General features: G+C 36.4%; 10 protein-coding genes. All 10 read right to left on the bottom strand.

Features of this window, described 5'->3' with window-relative positions; genetic code table 11:
- Positions 1-19: 19 nt before the first annotated feature.
- The 10 genes from NXX38_RS15945 to NXX38_RS15900 all read right to left on the bottom strand — a co-directional run bounded on the left by NXX38_RS15945 (position 20) and on the right by NXX38_RS15900 (position 18,549).
- Entirely contained in the window at positions 20-3,043 is a 3,024-nt protein-coding gene (locus tag NXX38_RS15945; RefSeq protein ID WP_258980148.1) for a SusC/RagA family TonB-linked outer membrane protein, read from the bottom strand.
- Positions 2,998-3,240, bottom strand: a complete 243-nt coding sequence (locus NXX38_RS15940; protein WP_258980147.1) for a hypothetical protein — start codon at positions 3,238-3,240, stop codon at positions 2,998-3,000. The genes NXX38_RS15945 and NXX38_RS15940 overlap by 46 nt, the downstream gene beginning before the upstream one ends.
- Positions 3,241-3,258: 18 nt before the next feature.
- Positions 3,259-4,332: a DUF5007 domain-containing protein gene (locus NXX38_RS15935; RefSeq protein WP_122137728.1), complete on the bottom strand. Its 1,074-nt coding sequence runs from the start codon at positions 4,330-4,332 to the stop codon at positions 3,259-3,261.
- Positions 4,322-5,188, bottom strand: coding sequence for a hypothetical protein (locus tag NXX38_RS15930; RefSeq protein WP_122137749.1), 867 nt, complete (start codon positions 5,186-5,188; stop codon positions 4,322-4,324). Before NXX38_RS15930 ends, NXX38_RS15935 begins: the two co-directional genes overlap by 11 nt.
- Positions 5,189-5,205: 17 nt before the next feature.
- Complete coding sequence (locus tag NXX38_RS15925) at positions 5,206-6,792, bottom strand: RagB/SusD family nutrient uptake outer membrane protein (protein WP_122137727.1); 1,587 nt, start codon at positions 6,790-6,792, stop codon at positions 5,206-5,208.
- Positions 6,793-6,811: 19 nt separating this feature from the next.
- Entirely contained in the window at positions 6,812-9,796 is a 2,985-nt protein-coding gene (locus NXX38_RS15920) for a SusC/RagA family TonB-linked outer membrane protein (protein WP_258980144.1), read from the bottom strand.
- 318 nt (positions 9,797-10,114) lie between these two features.
- Positions 10,115-12,232, bottom strand: a complete 2,118-nt coding sequence (locus NXX38_RS15915) for a hypothetical protein (RefSeq protein WP_258980142.1) — start codon at positions 12,230-12,232, stop codon at positions 10,115-10,117.
- The gene (locus tag NXX38_RS15910; protein WP_258980140.1) at positions 12,222-12,905 is read right to left on the bottom strand and encodes an MG2 domain-containing protein; all 684 of its coding nucleotides are present in this window, start codon (positions 12,903-12,905) and stop codon (positions 12,222-12,224) included. The genes NXX38_RS15915 and NXX38_RS15910 overlap by 11 nt, the downstream gene beginning before the upstream one ends.
- A 42-nt stretch (positions 12,906-12,947) precedes the next feature.
- Complete coding sequence (locus tag NXX38_RS15905) at positions 12,948-14,198, bottom strand: hypothetical protein (RefSeq protein WP_258980139.1); 1,251 nt, start codon at positions 14,196-14,198, stop codon at positions 12,948-12,950.
- 268 nt (positions 14,199-14,466) lie between these two features.
- Positions 14,467-18,549 (bottom strand): two-component regulator propeller domain-containing protein, encoded by a 4,083-nt coding sequence (locus NXX38_RS15900; RefSeq protein ID WP_258980138.1) that lies wholly within the window; start codon positions 18,547-18,549, stop codon positions 14,467-14,469.
- Between the last annotated feature and the right edge of the window lie 62 nt (positions 18,550-18,611).

Raw genomic sequence — 18,611 nt, 5'->3', positions numbered from 1 at the left:
TCTTTTTTTATATTACTAATTATAAATTCAATGTCACACCGACTGTCCATGTACGAGGATTAGGATATCCTCCGGAGTTGTCCCGTCCTAAACCTGTCACATTCTCAGGGCTAATGCCCGAGTATTTGGAGAAAGTCCAAATGTTATTGACAGATGCCTTCAACGTAACACCACTTACCCGGAAAAAGCTTAACCACTCTTTAGGGAAACGATATGAAAAAGATACCGTATTCAGTTTGAAATAAGATCCGTCTTCTACGAAAAGAGTTTGCTCCTCTCTAAAAGGGTCAATAATCTTATTATGGATATAATTATATGGATTAGGATATTGGGCATTATAACGGTTATCTTCTGTCCAAAAATTATATCGTTCTATAGGAGCAAGTGCCGCATTACTGCGCAAATCACTTATATTTTTCTTTACAGGGCTACTATATGATTCAAAAGTTCTTGCTAACACAGTATTGATAATATCACGTCCAAACACAAACGAAGTATTTACGTGCATACTGAATTCTTTATAACTCAAATTAAAATAAAATCCTCCAGTTACTTTAGGACGGGCATTGGCAGCTACTACACGATCTTTCTCATCAATAACGTAGTCACCGTTGACATCTACCCAAATGGGATCACCCGCTTTGAAATAAGCTTCTTCTGTATCATTTCTACCGATTTTAAGTCGTTTACCTGTCACCGGATTGACTGGTACATCCTCATCTGTAGCATATACTCCCTTATTTATATAAAGCAACATGGAAGTTGTGTTAGCTCCTAACCGATTAGCAACCCATGCATCATTATTTAAAATCTGGCGGGCTTCATTTGGCAACTTAGTGATAACATCTCTATTGATTGCGAAATTTAGTCCGCAAGTGAGATTCCATTTACTACGTAGAGGAAGAGGCCTTCCGGTCAATGCTACTTCCAAGCCATAGTTGACCAAACTCACTTCCGTACTTCGCATCTTATCAAATCCTGAATGATCGGGTAAATAAATATCACTCAATTGATTGTCTACTTGTTTATAGTAGGCATCAAGAGTTGCCCCCAATCGTCCATTGAATAATGAAAATCCATAACCCAAATTCCATGTAGTAGTTGTAATAGGATCCAATTGTGCATTGGGAAGCTTTGCAAAATCAATGGGGATATAAGACTGTCCATTATAAGTATTTTCAGCCTTGATATCGTATGTACCCCATACATCATAACGAGTGGCTTTATATTTCACTACCTGCCCCCAAGTTAGACGAATATTCATATTATCCAACCAACTTTCAAAGGGACGCATAAAATCTTCATAACCAATATTCCAGCGAAGTCCGATTCCGGGATTAAAATTCCATTTCGTTTTAGTACCATATACCGAACTAAGTTCCGGGCTAATAGAAGGCTCGACAATGTATTTATCTCCACCTGCCTTAAAGCTTTGTTTAGTTTTAATCTTGATACTCGGATTAAAAATCAACGAGAAAGTACTCTGATTCTCACTAACTGTAGCTTTTCCACTTGATTTACCATGTCCGACAGGACCAACAATATAATCATTGGGCAATCCGGTAAAAGTTATCGAATTACCTGTAGCTGTTCTTGAATCATAACGGATACCCGCAGTCAAATCTAAACCGATATACTTCAAATCAAAAGAGCGACTAGCATGGGTACTTACATAAATCTTTGAAGTATTGCTGCTATAATTATAGGCAATGGCCTGATAACCATTATTGGCTAGAATAGCAGGAGTAAACTTCTCCTGTTCACTCGCATCATATGAATAATTAAAAATACCTTTCCATTGTATCTTAAACGGAAGTTTATATCCCAGATTCACAGTAGCCGAATATCCGGATTTCACTGTTGAATTCGTAATACCGAAGACCTGTAAAGCATCCATAGAGGCCGAATAAAGTGAAGGTGGAGGAAGCAATGAAGAAGCGTTTGCTGCACTAGCAACTCCAGATTGTGACACAGCATTCCCACTACCGGTACTATTGTCGGTGAAACTGACCTTCATGTCCACACCAATAGTAAACTTAGAATTAGGTGATCTATAGTTCATGTTTCCAGTCAGAGCATAGCGATCGAAATCTGTATTTTTTACGATACCTTTTTCTGTATAATAGTTACCATTGATTTTATAATTGAACAAATCGCTTCCTCCCATAAAACTCAAGTTATGAGAGTGATTATAAGTAACCCGATAGAACTGTTCCTGCCAATCGGTATTATTATTAAAATAAGGGTTTAAACTATCAGAGACAGACGGCATGAACATAATATCCTGATAACCGTGATATATTTGCGACGTATCATTATTCAATATCTGCCATCGCAGAATATTCCGTTCTGCATTACCAATAGCCACTTCACGTAAACTGGGTGGTGTAGAAACCGTAAAGTTACCGGAATAGGTTACTTTGGGTTTGGATGAATTTCCTTTTTTAGTTGTTATCAAAATTACTCCATAAGCCCCTTTTGAGCCATAAAGTGATGTAGCAGCCGCATCTTTCAATATCTGTATATTATCGATATCTTCCAATGCAATAGTAGAAAGCGGACTCACGCCTGAACCACTAATCAATCCTTCGGAGTTGTAATCACTTACATCATCCTGCGGAATATCATCAACCACGAATAAAGGAGCAGAAGAAGCCAAGTCCCATCCGGTTTCCTTATCACCCACAACCGAAATATCCGAAATACCACGAATATTGAATGTCCCCTGTGCTCCTGGTAATCCGTTATTCAACTGGACCTCCATACCAGCTACACGTCCTTGTAATAAACTCATCACATTGGAAACTGGTGTTTGTGCTAATTCATCCGCCTTGATTACCGTATGAGCTGAAGTTGCATTAGCCTTACTTACCTTACGATTACCTATAATAACAGTTTCCTCAATTTCATTGACATTTTCTTCCAAAAAAATACTAATGCCAGAAGCAGCTTTCCGCACCTTATATACAGTAGGTTTATATGACACATAGCTGAATACTAAATCGGAACCGACTGGAACCTTAATAGAGAAAGCTCCTTCCAAATCAGAAGCTGTACCGGCAATTCTTTTTTAGTCTTAGCGTCCTGACATATTATATTTACACCCGGAAATGTTTCTGTCTCTCCTATAGCTTTGTCATATACCGTTCCGCTGATAGTAACCTTTTCCGGCTGCTGCGCTACAGAATCCGCAACTATGGAAAACAGAAAAAACAAAAGTAAAGTATATCTATTTTTCATTATTATTCGCATTTAAGATTAATTGTTGATCTTAGCGTCTCCCAACATAGGCATCCCTTTGGAAAAATGAATAAACATGTCCCAATGTGCCTCTTTATAAATGGCAAACTCAAAAATAAAGTACCCTCTACGGCGAGTACCATATTTAGACATGTAACTCGTTGTAAACGTAACTCGTGCCTTTTCTCCTTTATCATCCGTGTAATTACTCTTTCCTGTAAACAATGGAAGCGGATAGGCCATATCATATACAACTTCTTTTTCATTTATATCCTTCAAAAAACCTGCCTGAAACAGATTATTCCATGAAGTCTCATTAAAACAGCGCGGGTCAATAACATTCCAAGATGGGTCATAGAAAGAAATGGAAAGCGAAGTCCCCTCTCCTGCATCCTTATTTTCTCTGAAATAAATATGGATATCAGCAGGTTTAATTATATAGGATATGGAAGAAGAACTGTTCTTATTCTCATAAGTCATTAACGAAGTAGAAGGTGACACAAACTCTGAAACAGGTAAACCTGTTTCAGAATCGTAAATAGAAGGTTCGAAGTCTACTTCCCGTTTAGGCATAAGCCGCATTCTTTTTATCGTTTTAAAGCCGCCCGAGTTGGCAATCTCCATATTAAAAATATACCCTGAATCGGGTTGACAACGTAGAATACCAGAATTCGCTTCTCCCCACATTACTATTTCTCCACTATGCTTAATTACATCGAATAACCGACGATATTCTGTTCCACGTTTAGCATTGATTTCCTCTATAGTTTTCTCCGTCCCCAGATATGGCTTTTTCCATACCCGCACCGGGTAATATTCCTCCAGTTCAGGAGCCGGTGTTCCATCATTATGCTTTATATCCGTAATGGAAAAAGTCAAAGGTAATGTAGAGTTGCCTGTATTGCAGATGTCTGTATAATATACAGTATGCCCCATTACAGGATCGAAAGATGTTCGTGTAAAATTGACATCCCGATCAAAAGCATCTTTCTCCTCTGGTAAATACTTGTCAATACAGCTTGCATTTATTATCAATAATGAACACAGTAAACCGTTCCACCCTAATTTATATATCTTTCTTCTATTTTTCATGACCTACATTTCTAAAATACTGAATAAATCGTCCAAATCCGAATTCGTGTTGCGGAAGCAAAACATGGATAATGCCATTCTTTGCATATATGTCAGTCCACAACATTTTAGCGGACTCCCATTTTTCTTTCTCTAGTGTATTACGCATATCATAAATAGTAAGATCTTTCAGACCTCCGCCGACAAACCCGCTAGCAGGCAACCGCTGACAAGCAAGATTCATCCGGTAATTATGTAAACCTTGTATAATCTTTCCCTCCACATAAGAAAATCCGGAAAGTGTTTCTGTATCGTAAATGCCTGGTGTCATATAACGGCAAACCAACGAATCTAACCCATCCTTATAGATATAACTATCTGTCCATTTTTTCTCCGGATTCTTTTCATCTCTTCTCTCTATATCTTTACGATAGTTTAGCAACTTATTTAATGTTAGCTCTCCGGCAGCATACTTTTCCAACTCCGGAGTTTCTTCAGAGAAATCATCGGAATCTATCATCAATTCGTTCAACCGACGATAACGATTCAATTCTTGCAAAGCATACCGAAAACAAGAATCCGGAATCGCCATGAAAGTATACTGTCCAGCCTCATCTTGCAAACATCGTTTTAACTCGGAAAATTTCAATACCACCGGGCAGTCTGGTTCTTCATAATTCATTAAAAGCATCAATGAATCATAAGTCACTCCCAAATTAAGGTCGCCATGCTGTAAATATTCATAAATAGTACCATCAAATCTAGTCAGGCCTTGCGGCTGTAATCCTGAAATATCAGCATCTACCACAGAAGTATCCATACACGAAGAAAGTAACATTACCCCCCATCCACATACAATAGTTAATAACCTGTTCATAGTATTTTGTATTTTCATCATTTCCAATATTCATTTTGTGTAATGGAAGGATTCTCTCTAATCACCTCTTCTGCTATAGGCCAATAAATGCCTCCTTCATTAATCAACTTTATCATCGCATCATCATCTCCAACAGTCCGCGCTTCACGAATGCGGTCAAACCAACGATGTCCCTCCCCCATTAGTTCTCTACGACGCTCACGAAAGATTTCTTTTAACAATGCTTTCGCATCTCCTTTCAAATCTTTCAAATAAGACAAATTTCGCAAGTTACGAACTCCACGAAGCTCATTCAGACAATTTATTGCATCCTCCGAACGATTTAACATCACTAAAGCTTCGGCACGCAATAGCAAAATATCTTCTAAACGAGACCAAATGATAAACGAAGTAAAAACGCCCAAATCACCTGTATTATCTTTCCCTTCACGTACAACATTTATTTTTGAAAATATAGGATATTCTCTGGAAAGTCCTGTTACATAGTTAGAGTAATACTTCATCGGCTTCGACAACTCGTCATATCCGAAACGATTGTCTGTCGTGAATTGGCTCATAAACAGATTCTTTAAGGTATCTATCGGCACGTAAATCTCCGGTAACTGCTTTCTTATAATTGGTTCTGCTAACGTCCATGACTCCAAATGACCATCCGTTCCTGTTTCGTTTGCATTATCCGTACCATATCTATAACCAAAAGTAACCAAACGGGCAGCCTTATAATCATTACTATACTCCTGACTGAAAATTCCTGTCGGACTAACTAAATTGGCAATAGTGACATAATCAGGAGAGCCTTTAATATAAGTATCTATATTCTTGATCACATATGCAGTATATGCTTCTGCATCTACATAATTGGCTTTCCAAGCTTCCACATAAGCTAGCATAGCATACACAGAAAGACGATTAATAAGTAATCCTCGCCATGCACTAGTATCACCATCATAATACTTATCTGATGAAGATCCTAACTGCAAGGGTAGTAACTTAGCCACTGCCAGCAACTCACCCTCCACATAATTCAATACAATTTGTGCATCTGTTCGTTTCATTTCCGGAAACGAACCATTGTCATAAGACTGGGTAATCAACGGAACATCTCCCCACATCTGTATCATATAAAAATAGGCTAATGCCCTAAGAGCACGCACCTGCGCTACATCATATATATAGTTGGTTTCAGAATAAGCATCATCCTTATCCATCACTTTACCAGCATTCTCTATGAAAACACAGGAAGCATTAATCACTCTATAAAACCGATTCCAATTGGATATCTGGCGAATATTCTCATAAGGAGCATCTAAACGATTGTCACGAATAGCTTGCAAATCATCACGCATCCGTACAGAAAAATCACCTAAACGTAAATCACCGGCTGCCCAAAAAGTATTGTTTTCTCCTAACGCTGTGCGCATCAACCCATAAACACCGAACAAAGCAGCACGAGTATCCGTCAGCGAATTCCATTGTTGCTCTTGAGTAGCTACATGGAAAAATGCATCATCATTCTCCAACAAATCACTACATGACGAGAAGAACAGAACAGCAACAAGCGCTAATGGTTTTATCTTTTTTCTGATCCACAATATCTGATTCATATATAATTAATGTATTAGATTAGAAATTAAACTTCATTCCTACGATAACCGAACGAGAAAGTGGCTGACCATATCCTCTGTAATAACCATCCATATCTATCAACTCCGGATCATCACCGCTAAAACTGGTAAGGGTGAGTAAATTATTGCCAGTCACATAGAAATAGATATTTTCCAACTTATTTTTGGATACGACTTTTTTCTTTCCACCTCCTTTATAAGCCTTTTTCCTGATAGGCAATGTATATCCTAATGTTACTGAGCGTAATTTCAAATAAGAAAGTTTCTCCAAAAACAAGTCTTGCTCTGCACGATAAGGAGTCAAACCGCTCATTTGATTGTATAAAGGATAATCATCCTTGTCATACGTACTTTGCCAGAAAAATATTTCACGCAGACCTTCAAGTGATGGTGTGTTCTCCAATGCAAGGAAATTATAACGTTGCGAGGAACGATAATTAATAGCATCATGTCCTAATGCAAAGAAAAGATTAATACCCAAGTCAAACTGACCTAGTCTGAAATTATTAACCAAACTTCCAGTTACGGGCGGTAGACTATGCCCTTTTAATATTTTATCATTTTCATTGATTTGGTTATCATTGTTCTGATCTTTCCATTTTGGATCATTCTTTGCAAATGCAATAGCCCCCATAGTAAGTTTCTTGCCATTATGTACCGGAACCTCGGCATCAGAAGCATAAATTCCTTCATTTTGATAGAGCCAGAATTGATCAATGGCATGTCCCACTTTTAGCTTACGATTACCTATAACTAATTCTTTCAAATTTTCTGGCAATTGTAATAATTCATTCTTATTGTAAGCCAAGGAGAATGAAGCATCCCATGAGAAACCTTTAGTATTTTCAAAAGGTTTACCGGATAGAGTCATTTCCACTCCTGAATTACGAACTTTCATTCCATTGGCATACCTATATTTATATCCAAATTCTTCATTTACAGGAATAGTTGTAATCAAATCACAATCTGTATTATTATAATATTCTATGTCCAGAGAAAGACGTTTGTTGAAAAAAGAGGTATTCAAACCTATGTTCCATTTATCCGAATAAGGCCATCCCAACCCATAACCAACCCAAGCTGTATTATAAGGGCGCGCTATCGTAGCATATCCATAATAGGAAGACATAACTGGTTGCCCGATACCGGTTAACTCTTCTCCCGTATATTGCGGTCCTGCAGCAAATCTGTTATTATCCTGATAACGTCCTATCCTGGCCCATGAACCACGTATCGCCAAATCAGATAGCTGTTTAATATCTTTCAATAACAGATCTTTCAAATTTAAACTTACACTAGCTGCCGGAGTAAATAACCAACGACTATCTTTCTGTACATTAGATGAACCATCAGCACGAAGCACAAGCTGGGCATCAAGCAGATTTCTATACCGATAGTCAATCGAAAACAATGTACTTACCATATTATTTTGCATTTTATCGACATATCGCTTCGTCTGCTTGAAACCACCGCCACTGGTAGTCGGTTTAGTATCATCATCTCCATCATAACCTTGCGTATAGTTATAATGCTGTACACTTTTCATTATAATTTCTTGCAAGCCCACTTTAAAAAAATGGCTTTTCCAAAAATCAAACTTATAATCAGCAGATGACTGCCAGATCAACCGACGGTTATATCCGGAATAATTGGATACATAATTCACTGATTCCATCAAATCCATAGGCCAGAAGACATGACGTACATTGGTATTATAGTCTAACATCAAACGAGTATCTACATATAATCCACGCCAATTATAATTCACTCCCAAATAACCATTCAATAAATTGTTTAAGTTGTCATTCTTCTTATATTCCTCATAAACATCAAGATAAGAGCGATAGATAGAAGTAACAGGAGAAAGAGGAGTTGTCAAATCCGGTAAATACTCGATCTCTGCATAGCGATCACGCAAATTACGATTACCATCACGAGAGATACGTGAAAGATTAATCAGACAGGAAACTCCCAATTGCTCCATAAGCTTCATGTTCAAGGCAAAATTAGCAGTCAACTTATTAAACTTCGTTTCATCAGCTACCCCATTATTACCTGTATAACCCAGCATGAATATATAATTTGAAAAGCTACCACCGCTTCCCATGGAAGCACTAAAATTATAAAGAGGTGACATACTATAATAATCATCTGCCCATCCCGGCTCTCCAAAAAAATTCATATCACGGACATCTTGTATCCATGCTGGCATTTTGTTCAAATAAGCAGCACGTTGCTCCTTAGTGGTACAATAATCAGTAAAACGCATACGAAAAGCATAATCGTTGGCTGCATTTGTCATTTTCACATCTGACGGAGGGATGGCGATACCTCCATTAGCACGAACAAACATATTACTACCACCATAATAACCATCTTTCATGTTAACTAGAATCGCCCCATTAGCAGCAAGTGGTCCTAACTTCGCTAAGCGAGCCGCATCTTTTATTACTTCAATAGACTCCACATTATCCAGATTCAAACCGGACAATATATTAGTGGCCGTACCAATGGGATTTACTTCTGTCGATTTAATACCATATACAAAGGCGTCATTTGTTAATAGTGGGATGCCGTTAAGATAAACAACAGGTTGTGCAGAAGACATATCTCCTTTAGAAAAAACAGGAGAAGACAATCCACGAATCAACATATTCTGAATACTTCCCGGCTCACCTGTTGTTTCCTGTACATATACTCCAGGCAATGTACCTTTTAGGTATTGTTGTACAGAGATATAAGGAGAACATGACAACCGCCATAAATCAAGCGTGTCTTTAGAAGCGTAAACTACAGCATTTTCCTTCAAGGCATGTGCTGCACGAATAGAATCATACTCCTCTATTACTTTCCCGTTATTTTCATCCGGGGAAATACTATCATTCAGAAGAAAAAGGTGTCCACCACTTCGGACTGCCCTTATTTCATTTCCAAATCCCAACAAAGCTACAATAGCACAAAAACGAATTATTGCATTTCTCATCTGTTGATTAGATTTTAAAAGATATTATAAATTCAATTACCCAAACATTATATAATGAAAGCTCGATGCCACAAAGGAAAGTAAAATCCCATCAAACTATGTCCCACATTTGGTTCAAAAAGGTCTAAATTCAGACCTAATTACGGTTCAGATACCTCCAGAATGGCATATTACCAAAAATCATTCAGAAAGGTATAAATATAGTTCAAGCCATTACTGCAAGAATTACACTCATACCTTTTTCTTTCTTCTAATCTGATGGCATTAATGCTTTTATGATATGAACCAGTTCTCCATTTTCCGCTATACCTTCTATATTTAGGAAATAATTACCAGGTTGGTCAGAAGTATAAAAGAGAAAGTTGCATTACCTTGCTCATCTGTCACTAATCTCGGACTCCAATAAAGAGTAGTACGCAAATCAGGTATTTCACCGTTTTTTTCAGCAGTCGTATCATATTTAGGTGAATAAAACTCTACTGGCTGTTGATAGCACAAAGGATAGAATGTAGTATTCCGCATGTTCCGTTGCTGGATACCATCATAATATTTCGACCACCACCCCAAACAACGTGAATCAAAGTTATCCTTTGTAGTTACATTTAAAACTGCAATCTTTTTCTGGTTAAGGGGTATACGACAATAAGCCTGACACAAATCACGACCTGTATTTAAATAAAATTTTTCGCTCCACTTCAATGTCCCCTGCAACAAAGCGTTCGCCCGATTCCGATCAACATCTTTGACTAACACCATATTCTCCACATCACCTGGAGTGATCCAATTGACCAATATATCCAGCTTACAGAAATTATCATCAACAAACAACAATATCTGTTGGTCTCCATAATAAACCATATCTTCAACCAATTGAGAGGATCGGGAAGAATTACTTTCTACTGCATCTGACTCATATCCATTAAGCAACGATGTATCACGCACCGCTAATGTTTCGTCTGCCTTCAACCGAGTCTGCATAACATCTGCATCTTCAGCCAATGTAGAAATAGTCAGACCTTGAGATTTCAATAATGTACGCATATCTTTATAACGTACTATTTCTCTATCCGTAAACTTACTATAATCACGACTCCCCCATATCGGTGCCCTGACAATGACATCCTGCAACATAAAATGCAAATTATCCAAACGAGTAATCATCTCCATATCCTCTTTCTGTACATTGCATATAGAATCATCTTCTAACGGACTTTGGGGATAAAGAGGAATATTTTGAGGATACTCTCTATCAAAAAGTTCGATTTTTCCAGTCTCCTTCGCTTTCACTTGCACTGCGTTAATATGAAATCCACTGCCATCGACATAGGCTATACTATCGAAACAAAAGTAGCCATTCTTATCAGTTGAAGTAATTCGCTGGAAACCTTTCAAACTACCCGTACCAGAAATTGAAACAAGATGTTCATTACTTGATTTTATCAAAACCCCTCCAGCACTCACTGTACGTCCCTGTACTGCCATTTCACTATGTTTTTCCAAAATTGGTGTTTCATATTTTCCTTGAATAATTTCCGGTAACTTATATCGTCTCCAGCCTTGTGTCAACATTAGCAGATCTAAACTATTTCGAGCTATTGCACTTCCTTGTTTAAAATAAAATCCGGGGGACTGTATAGACCCCTTTAATTCAGAAGTCAATAACAGATGAGAAAGAATATTATAGCATGAATCTACTGGTGCAAATTTGCTATCGACTACTGATACTGAATAGATTCCTCTCAAAGGTCGTTGATCGGCATCTAAAAGATTGGTATTTATTGAAACTGCTTCCCGCTTCTGTGTAAGAGTACCATTAATTGTCAGATTACAAATAGTAGGAAGATAAGAATCTGAAAATGCAAGACGTTCACTTAACACCTTTCCATCTTTGTTTAACAGCAAAAACTGTACAACACCAGCTGGAAAATGTTGCTTGGGAAACAAATATTTTTTTTGAGGTTCTTTCCATTCCTCTGATGCAACAACAATTCCACGAACATGAGCCACTAAATAAAGAGGTTCCAAAGGTACTTCATCCACAGATAATAAAGAAACTCTGAAATTCTCCCGTTGTACGTCAACTCTCAATCCATACAATGCTCTCATATCAACAGAAGGTAACTTAAACTCTTTTCTCCGCCCAAATTCATCCACACATTTTGCTATATAAGACTTACCTGTTTCCGGAGTTAGAATAAACGATCCCATTCCTTCATGAAATGTACGAGTAGAAGTAACGACCTCTCCAGACTCATCCACAATATCTAATTGTACATCTGCTGCATTTCCTGTACAGCCCATCACTTTAAAAGCAATACGACAGGCTTGTCCGGCCAATAAGTATCCGCCTTCAGGATAAAATGTCATATCATAATCTTCATTTCGGGTAGAAATCGGCAGATACCGGCGATAGACATTATCATCTTTATCCTTCATTGACAAAAGCCATGATGTATTGCCTTTCCAATCTTTTTTTACCCCATTCTACCATAAATCCATTTTTCATTTCCAACAGTTTCAATGAAATGTTCGACTGTCTATTAACCGACATAGTTGCCTGACTAAGAGACATAAGGGTATCACTGACAGTAAACTTAAAAGTCAAATCTGAAGACTTACTATTATTCTGCACAAGAGACTTCATCTTCACTTTATTCCATGAAACAGTCACTATCCGAATAGGACGTCTAAAAATACATTCACTTCCATTTTTCAACATATAACGGGAATAAGCACGCAACGTATAATCTCCATCAGGCAATTCACGAGCCAAGGATAGATAACCATGATAACCCCCATTGTCAGGACGTATCAATGCCCGAGAAACAATAGAATCCAAAGGACTTACTAATTCTACATATATATACTTGTCATATAAAGGTCTATGTAATGTAGCATCTACAATATAAGACCGAAACCACAAAGTATCCCCTGCCATATAGATGCCTTTATCAGTATGTAAATAAACTTTCTCTTGTGGAAATATACTTAATTGAGTTACGAAACGATTAGTCAATGAATCTTTATTAAACTTTTCAGTTTGTCCATACCCCTTCATTGTTCCTGTTACAAACAGGAATAATATTAATAGAATACAAATTTTCCTCATAATATGTATTTATTTAATTTATAAAAATGGGGAATCCATCATTTATGCCTTTTTCATCCATTCTCCACTGGTTAAACATCTTTTTTTGTCCACCCATTTGTTCAATAAATCGACAAATGAATCCTGTTTCATCTCACTATCACTGAAATATCTAAAAGAATCGGGTATTTTCATCGATCCATACATAATTCCATTCCAAACGTCAGAACGAATTTTATTTCCTTCGAAACGAGGCTTCTTGATAGTGGTCAGCTTACAAGATTCTTCACTCCAGTAACATGCGGCTCCATCACGATTGATACGGTCAATAGTTGGTATTACCAAATTATCAGAATCGGCAAAATAAGCATATACACCTACCAACCCGTCAGTGACAACAGGATATCCTGTACGAATTTTTCCAGAACTATAATTATTAGCAAACACAACTTTCCATGTAGAGACTTGTATTGGATGCAGATTTATATGCCCCGCAATACCACCTGCGACATCTCTCGCCATGATAATTCCTGTATTATAACAATTAGCCACAGTATCATTGGGAAGTTCTTTTAATCCAGTATCTTTTATTGACTTTTGATAAGGTTCCGTAAATTCACCTATAATACCTCCTACATGTTCATAACGTCCGATAATCTCTCCCCTATTAAAAGAATTATAAATAGACCCACCTTCAAAATAGCCAATAATTCCTCCAACACAACGGTGACCATAAACCTTGCCATAATTACTACAGCCGACAATACGATTTTGTCCGGAAGAAAAACCTATAAGTCCACCGATAAAATTACGTTCATTTTCTACAATACCTTCATTTGAGCAATTCAATATCTGCGTATTATAAGAAATATAACCAGCAATAGCGCCAACATAATTGTATGCAATGATATGAGAATAGCGAATATGAGTATTTTTCACTGTTGCTTTCTTCAAAAAGACAAAGAGTCCTTGAAAAAAGGTTTCAGAACCAGCTTTCGTAAATAGACCTGCGATATAGTGTCCATTCCCATCAAAAGTACCTTCAAAAGGGCTCTTGGATGTTCCAATGGGAGTCCATGACTTTATTTTTGTTTGTCGACTCCACCTTTGCCATCCGATTGTATCATTTAACCAAATGTCAGCTGATAATTTGACCACTTTTCCTTCATAAGAATTTCCATTATTCACAGACTCTGAAAAAGCTCTTAGCCCTTCAGCAGTAGAAATTATTAATGGACTCTCCACATGCCGTGCCGCATGTATTATAGAAATAAAAGTCAAATACATGCTCAATATAAAAAATCGTTTTTTCATTTACATAGAATTAAAATTAGTACTCATTTCATTGCTGTCCCATTAAAACCTAAAATATTTCAAAGAACTATTTTAGGTTTTAATGGGACAGCAATGAACTTATTTATGTTATCATAGCTAATCCAAAAATGATTCATGAAGTTCGAAAATCAATTATTTTTCAAGTAATAAGAATTAATACACCTAAGAAATATCATGAATATCAACTATAAATTCACTGTCGATATTCATGATAGATCACACAAAAATTAATATGTTTATAATTTATTCATTTATTTTTAGTATCTGCTTTTTGAAACTCTTTAGGAGTTACCCCAAATTCTTCCTTAAAACAAGTTGAAAAATATTTTGGATTAGAGAACCCACAAGTGTACGCAACCTCTGATACAGAAATTGATTTGTTTTTCAGCATCTTTACCCCCTGTTTCAAACGGACATTCCGGATAAATTCAACCGGAGACAAACCTATTATCGACTTTGTCTTACGATAAAGAGAAGATTTAGACATAGCCAAAGCATCTGCCAACTGAATTACGTCAAATGTAGAAGAAGATAAGTTTTCTTGTATAACCTCTATTACCTTCTTCAAGAATTCTTTATCAATATCCGTTGCATCCAACAAATTAAAATTTATATCTTCTATATCAGTACGAAATTCTTCCTGCTTAGTTTTTTTATCCATTAAAAAATTATCAAGACGCGCTTCAAGCACCTTCAGTTCAAAAGGTTTGGATATATAAGCATTAGCTCCGGCATTATAACATTCAATACGATCTTCTGCCGTATTTTTCGCTGTTAATAGAATAATAGGTATATGACTCGTTTCTAAATTTCCCTTAATGGCACGACATAATTCCAGACCATCCATTTCGGGCATCATAACATCACTTACTATAATATCGACTTCATTATCTTTCATCAGTTCAAAAGCTTCTATTCCATTTTTTGCCATTATAATATGATAACGTCTAGATAAAATACGCTCCATCAGATATAATAATTCTTCATTATCCTCTACCAATAACAGACGAATGTCACTAACCATAGCATCTGTATTCCCTCCTTCAAACTCCTCCCAATTCTCCATATCAACATCTATGATATCTGTTCTACTCTCCTTGATTAGCCCCTGAAATGCCCCAACATTTATCTCGTCCTCTACATAACTCTCTTTATCAATAGGAATTATTACAGTAAATGAAGTTCCCTTTTCTATTTCACTCTCTACACTAATTGTTCCGTGGTGTAATTCTAATAAATCTTTTGTAAGTGAAAGTCCAATGCCATTGGTTTCACTAGACACCCAATGTTGATTAGTATAAAACCGCGTAAATATCTTATCTAAATCTTCCGAAGCAATTCCCTTACCTGTATCACTGATAATAATAGATAAATAAATATGACCATTCTGCAAATAAGTCGATAATATGGTCTTTATTTCTCCTCCTTCTTCCGTATATTTACAAGCATTAGACAAAAGGTTAAAAACGACTTTATCTATTTTGTCTGCATCAAAATATGCTTGTATCGTTTCCTCTGATGATTCAAAAGTGAAAGTCAACTTTTTCTTTTGAATTAAAGGCATAAAATTAGATTTACAAACATCACGAATGAAAGATACAATATCTCCGGAAGTCACTTTCAATTTCATATTCCCACTCTCAACTTTACGGAAGTCAAGTATCTGTTGTAACAACCTTTTCAAACGATTTACATTAGCACGAATCATTTCAAACTGCGGAATCTTATTTTTATAAGTGATTTCTGCATCATCAATCAAACAAGTAACAATAGTCAACGGAGTGAGAAGATCATGCGAAATATTTGTAAAATAGCGCAATTTTGCTTGAACGAGCTCTTCCGATTTTTCCTTTTCAATCTGAACTATTCTCAACTCGTGACGCAATTGCATCCTTCGCTTTGTTCTATAATAAAATGAATAACCAGCCAATAAAACAAACATAATATAAGCTGTATAAGCCCACCAGGTTTCGTAAAATGCTGGAGCTTTGTCTACTTGTATCTTTGTCACAAGACTACTCCATAGCCCGTTTACATCTGTCGCCTTCACACAAAAAGAACGTTTCCCTTTTGGAAGTCGATTATAATAAGCAAAACGACGTCCATCTTTAATATATACCCAGTCTTTATCTACTCCTTCCATTTTATAAGCATACTGTATTTTGGTTGGGAAGCTATAATTTAAGGAAGAAAAATCAATTTCAATATTCTGATCTTCAGCATGTAGTTTTAATGTCCGTTTAAGCAAATTAAAACGTTCATTAGCCTTTCCTGTCAATAATGACACGTCATCCATTTTCACATCTACAATATGTGTCCGGATTTTCTTTGGTTTATCAGCCAACTGTTTATAAGGTACAAACACAGCAATCCCCCTGTTCCCTCCATAAAACATCTCTCCGGTTGGGCTTTTGAAACAAGAATGTTTAGGGAAAGAGTTTACAACAATATCCTGTCCAGCCTGATAACTAATTTGCCCTCCAGTTTTAGGATCATATTCTATAATCTTCTTGTTCGTAGAAATCCAAAGATGACCTGTATCATCCATCTTCATATCCTGTACCCCCTCTGTTAAGGTAGGAAATATATCCGAATAATCCTCAACCGTTTTTGTCTTTTGGTTATATAGAAAAACATAGCCTTCTTGACTTCCCATCCATACTCGTCCTTCTTGATCAGTACATAAGTCTTCGATATTATTACTTATCAAACGTCCTGACTCCATATCAAACCTCACTATATTTTCTTTTTTAATCTGGAAATTTTCAGATACAGTCAAACAAAAAACGCCATTGCGTCTAGTACTAATCCATATATGTCCCAAATTATCTTCAGCTAAGCCTGTTATTTCTCTTTGAAGAAAACCTGTTTCCTTTAATACATCATGACTATTAGCAGGTTTTACCAATAATCCCAATGAGGTTACAATCCATACATTCTGTTTTTTATCTTCATAAAAGAATTGTGGGTTATTGCCTGTCCCTTTTGTATATTGCTGCAAATTTATACAAGAAATAAGTCGTACTTTTCCATTCTCCTTTCTCATTGTATAAATACACGGTTGATAAGATGGGCCGACCCAGATTTCATCATTTGCAGAAGAATATCCTATGAAATTAATAGTCTCCATACCTGGCAAACCATTCAAGTCCGGTATATCCTTATACCAGATAATCTTATCACTATTTTTATTATAAATTCCTAATCCTAAGCGATTTTGATTTATCCAGATGTCTCCATCCTTATCCTTATAAATAGCTTGGATATTGGTAGTTAATCCTATTGTCTTCTTAATAGAGGGCATCGGATAATTTAAAATAACAGGTTTATCCATATTAATATAAGATACTCCCTCATTAAAGGAAGCAATCCACAAATTACCCGCTTTATCCTTACATACTTCACTAAATATATTATTCAATTTTGAAGAAATATCACTAATATCAACAGTCTCTACCAGATTATCTACTCTTTTCCGAATGGCATAAAGTCCCCGAGCACTAACTAACCAAAGATATCCATATCTATCATCCTGCTGAATGCTGAAAAATGTCCCATTTTCCGGTAATTCACCATCCCTAGCACTTTTAACTGGTATATAAATTTGCTCTTTTTTTTCTTCCGGATAAAATTTATAAAGTCCCTCTCCCCAAGTACCTATCCAATGCTGTTTTTTATCATCCTGAAAAACACAAAACGGATTATTCTCTTTACCAACCGCTGGGTATTTAACAAAAGTATCTTTCACCCGGTCATAGCGGAATATCCCCTTTCTCCAAAAAGTTACCCAAATATTATTATCAGCATCTTCATAAATAGAGTTCACACTAGTGATTGGTAAAGAATTGTCATATCTTTTGCAAGAAAAAAAATCACTGGAACATCTGTATAGAGCAATGTAAGTACCTACCCAAATATATCCTTTAGAATCAAAAAGAATTGAACGTATTTCCTGATCTTTTAATTCTTCATTATCCACATGATAAATTTCATAAGTTTTCTTATTTAATATATTCAACCCTTTCTTTGTACCAATCAATACACGTTCCCATGAATCAGTGATACTTGTTATTTGATTATCTGTCAAAAGATTCGGGGTCGTTTTTCCAGATCGGAAAGTCAATACTCGATAGCCATCGTAACGTGATAACCCTTCACGAGTACCAAACCACATAAAACCTTCGCGATCCTGAAAAATTCTTTGTACAGAATTAGAAGGTAATTGCCCACCTAAAGGAAGTATGTCAACAGACAATTGTTGCGCAGCAATGAAACTCCATATATTAAAGATAAATGGCAGAAATATGGTAATCCATTTCTTTATTTCCATAGTACTTTTATTATTTTAGCACAATATTAAAGCAAAATATATTTTCAAGCAAGTCATTTAAC

The organism is Bacteroides sp. BFG-637 (genome assembly GCF_024793605.1).
Classification (GTDB): Bacteria; Bacteroidota; Bacteroidia; order Bacteroidales; family Bacteroidaceae; genus Bacteroides; species Bacteroides vicugnae.
Note: the sequence above shows the minus strand (reverse complement) of the source record. Positions and strands in the feature narration are given on the sequence as shown.

Coding starts and splice junctions, on each gene's coding strand:
- NXX38_RS15940 (WP_258980147.1), bottom strand. CDS start 3,240: ATGAAAAATAGATATACTTTACTTTTGTTTTTTCTGTTTTCCATAGTT.
- NXX38_RS15935 (WP_122137728.1), bottom strand. CDS start 4,332: ATGAAAAATAGAAGAAAGATATATAAATTAGGGTGGAACGGTTTACTG.
- NXX38_RS15930 (WP_122137749.1), bottom strand. CDS start 5,188: ATGAACAGGTTATTAACTATTGTATGTGGATGGGGGGTAATGTTACTT.
- NXX38_RS15925 (WP_122137727.1), bottom strand. CDS start 6,792: ATGAATCAGATATTGTGGATCAGAAAAAAGATAAAACCATTAGCGCTT.
- NXX38_RS15920 (WP_258980144.1), bottom strand. CDS start 9,796: ATGAGAAATGCAATAATTCGTTTTTGTGCTATTGTAGCTTTGTTGGGA.
- NXX38_RS15915 (WP_258980142.1), bottom strand. CDS start 12,232: ATGAAGGATAAAGATGATAATGTCTATCGCCGGTATCTGCCGATTTCT.
- NXX38_RS15910 (WP_258980140.1), bottom strand. CDS start 12,905: ATGAGGAAAATTTGTATTCTATTAATATTATTCCTGTTTGTAACAGGA.
- NXX38_RS15905 (WP_258980139.1), bottom strand. CDS start 14,198: ATGAAAAAACGATTTTTTATATTGAGCATGTATTTGACTTTTATTTCT.
- NXX38_RS15900 (WP_258980138.1), bottom strand. CDS start 18,549: ATGGAAATAAAGAAATGGATTACCATATTTCTGCCATTTATCTTTAAT.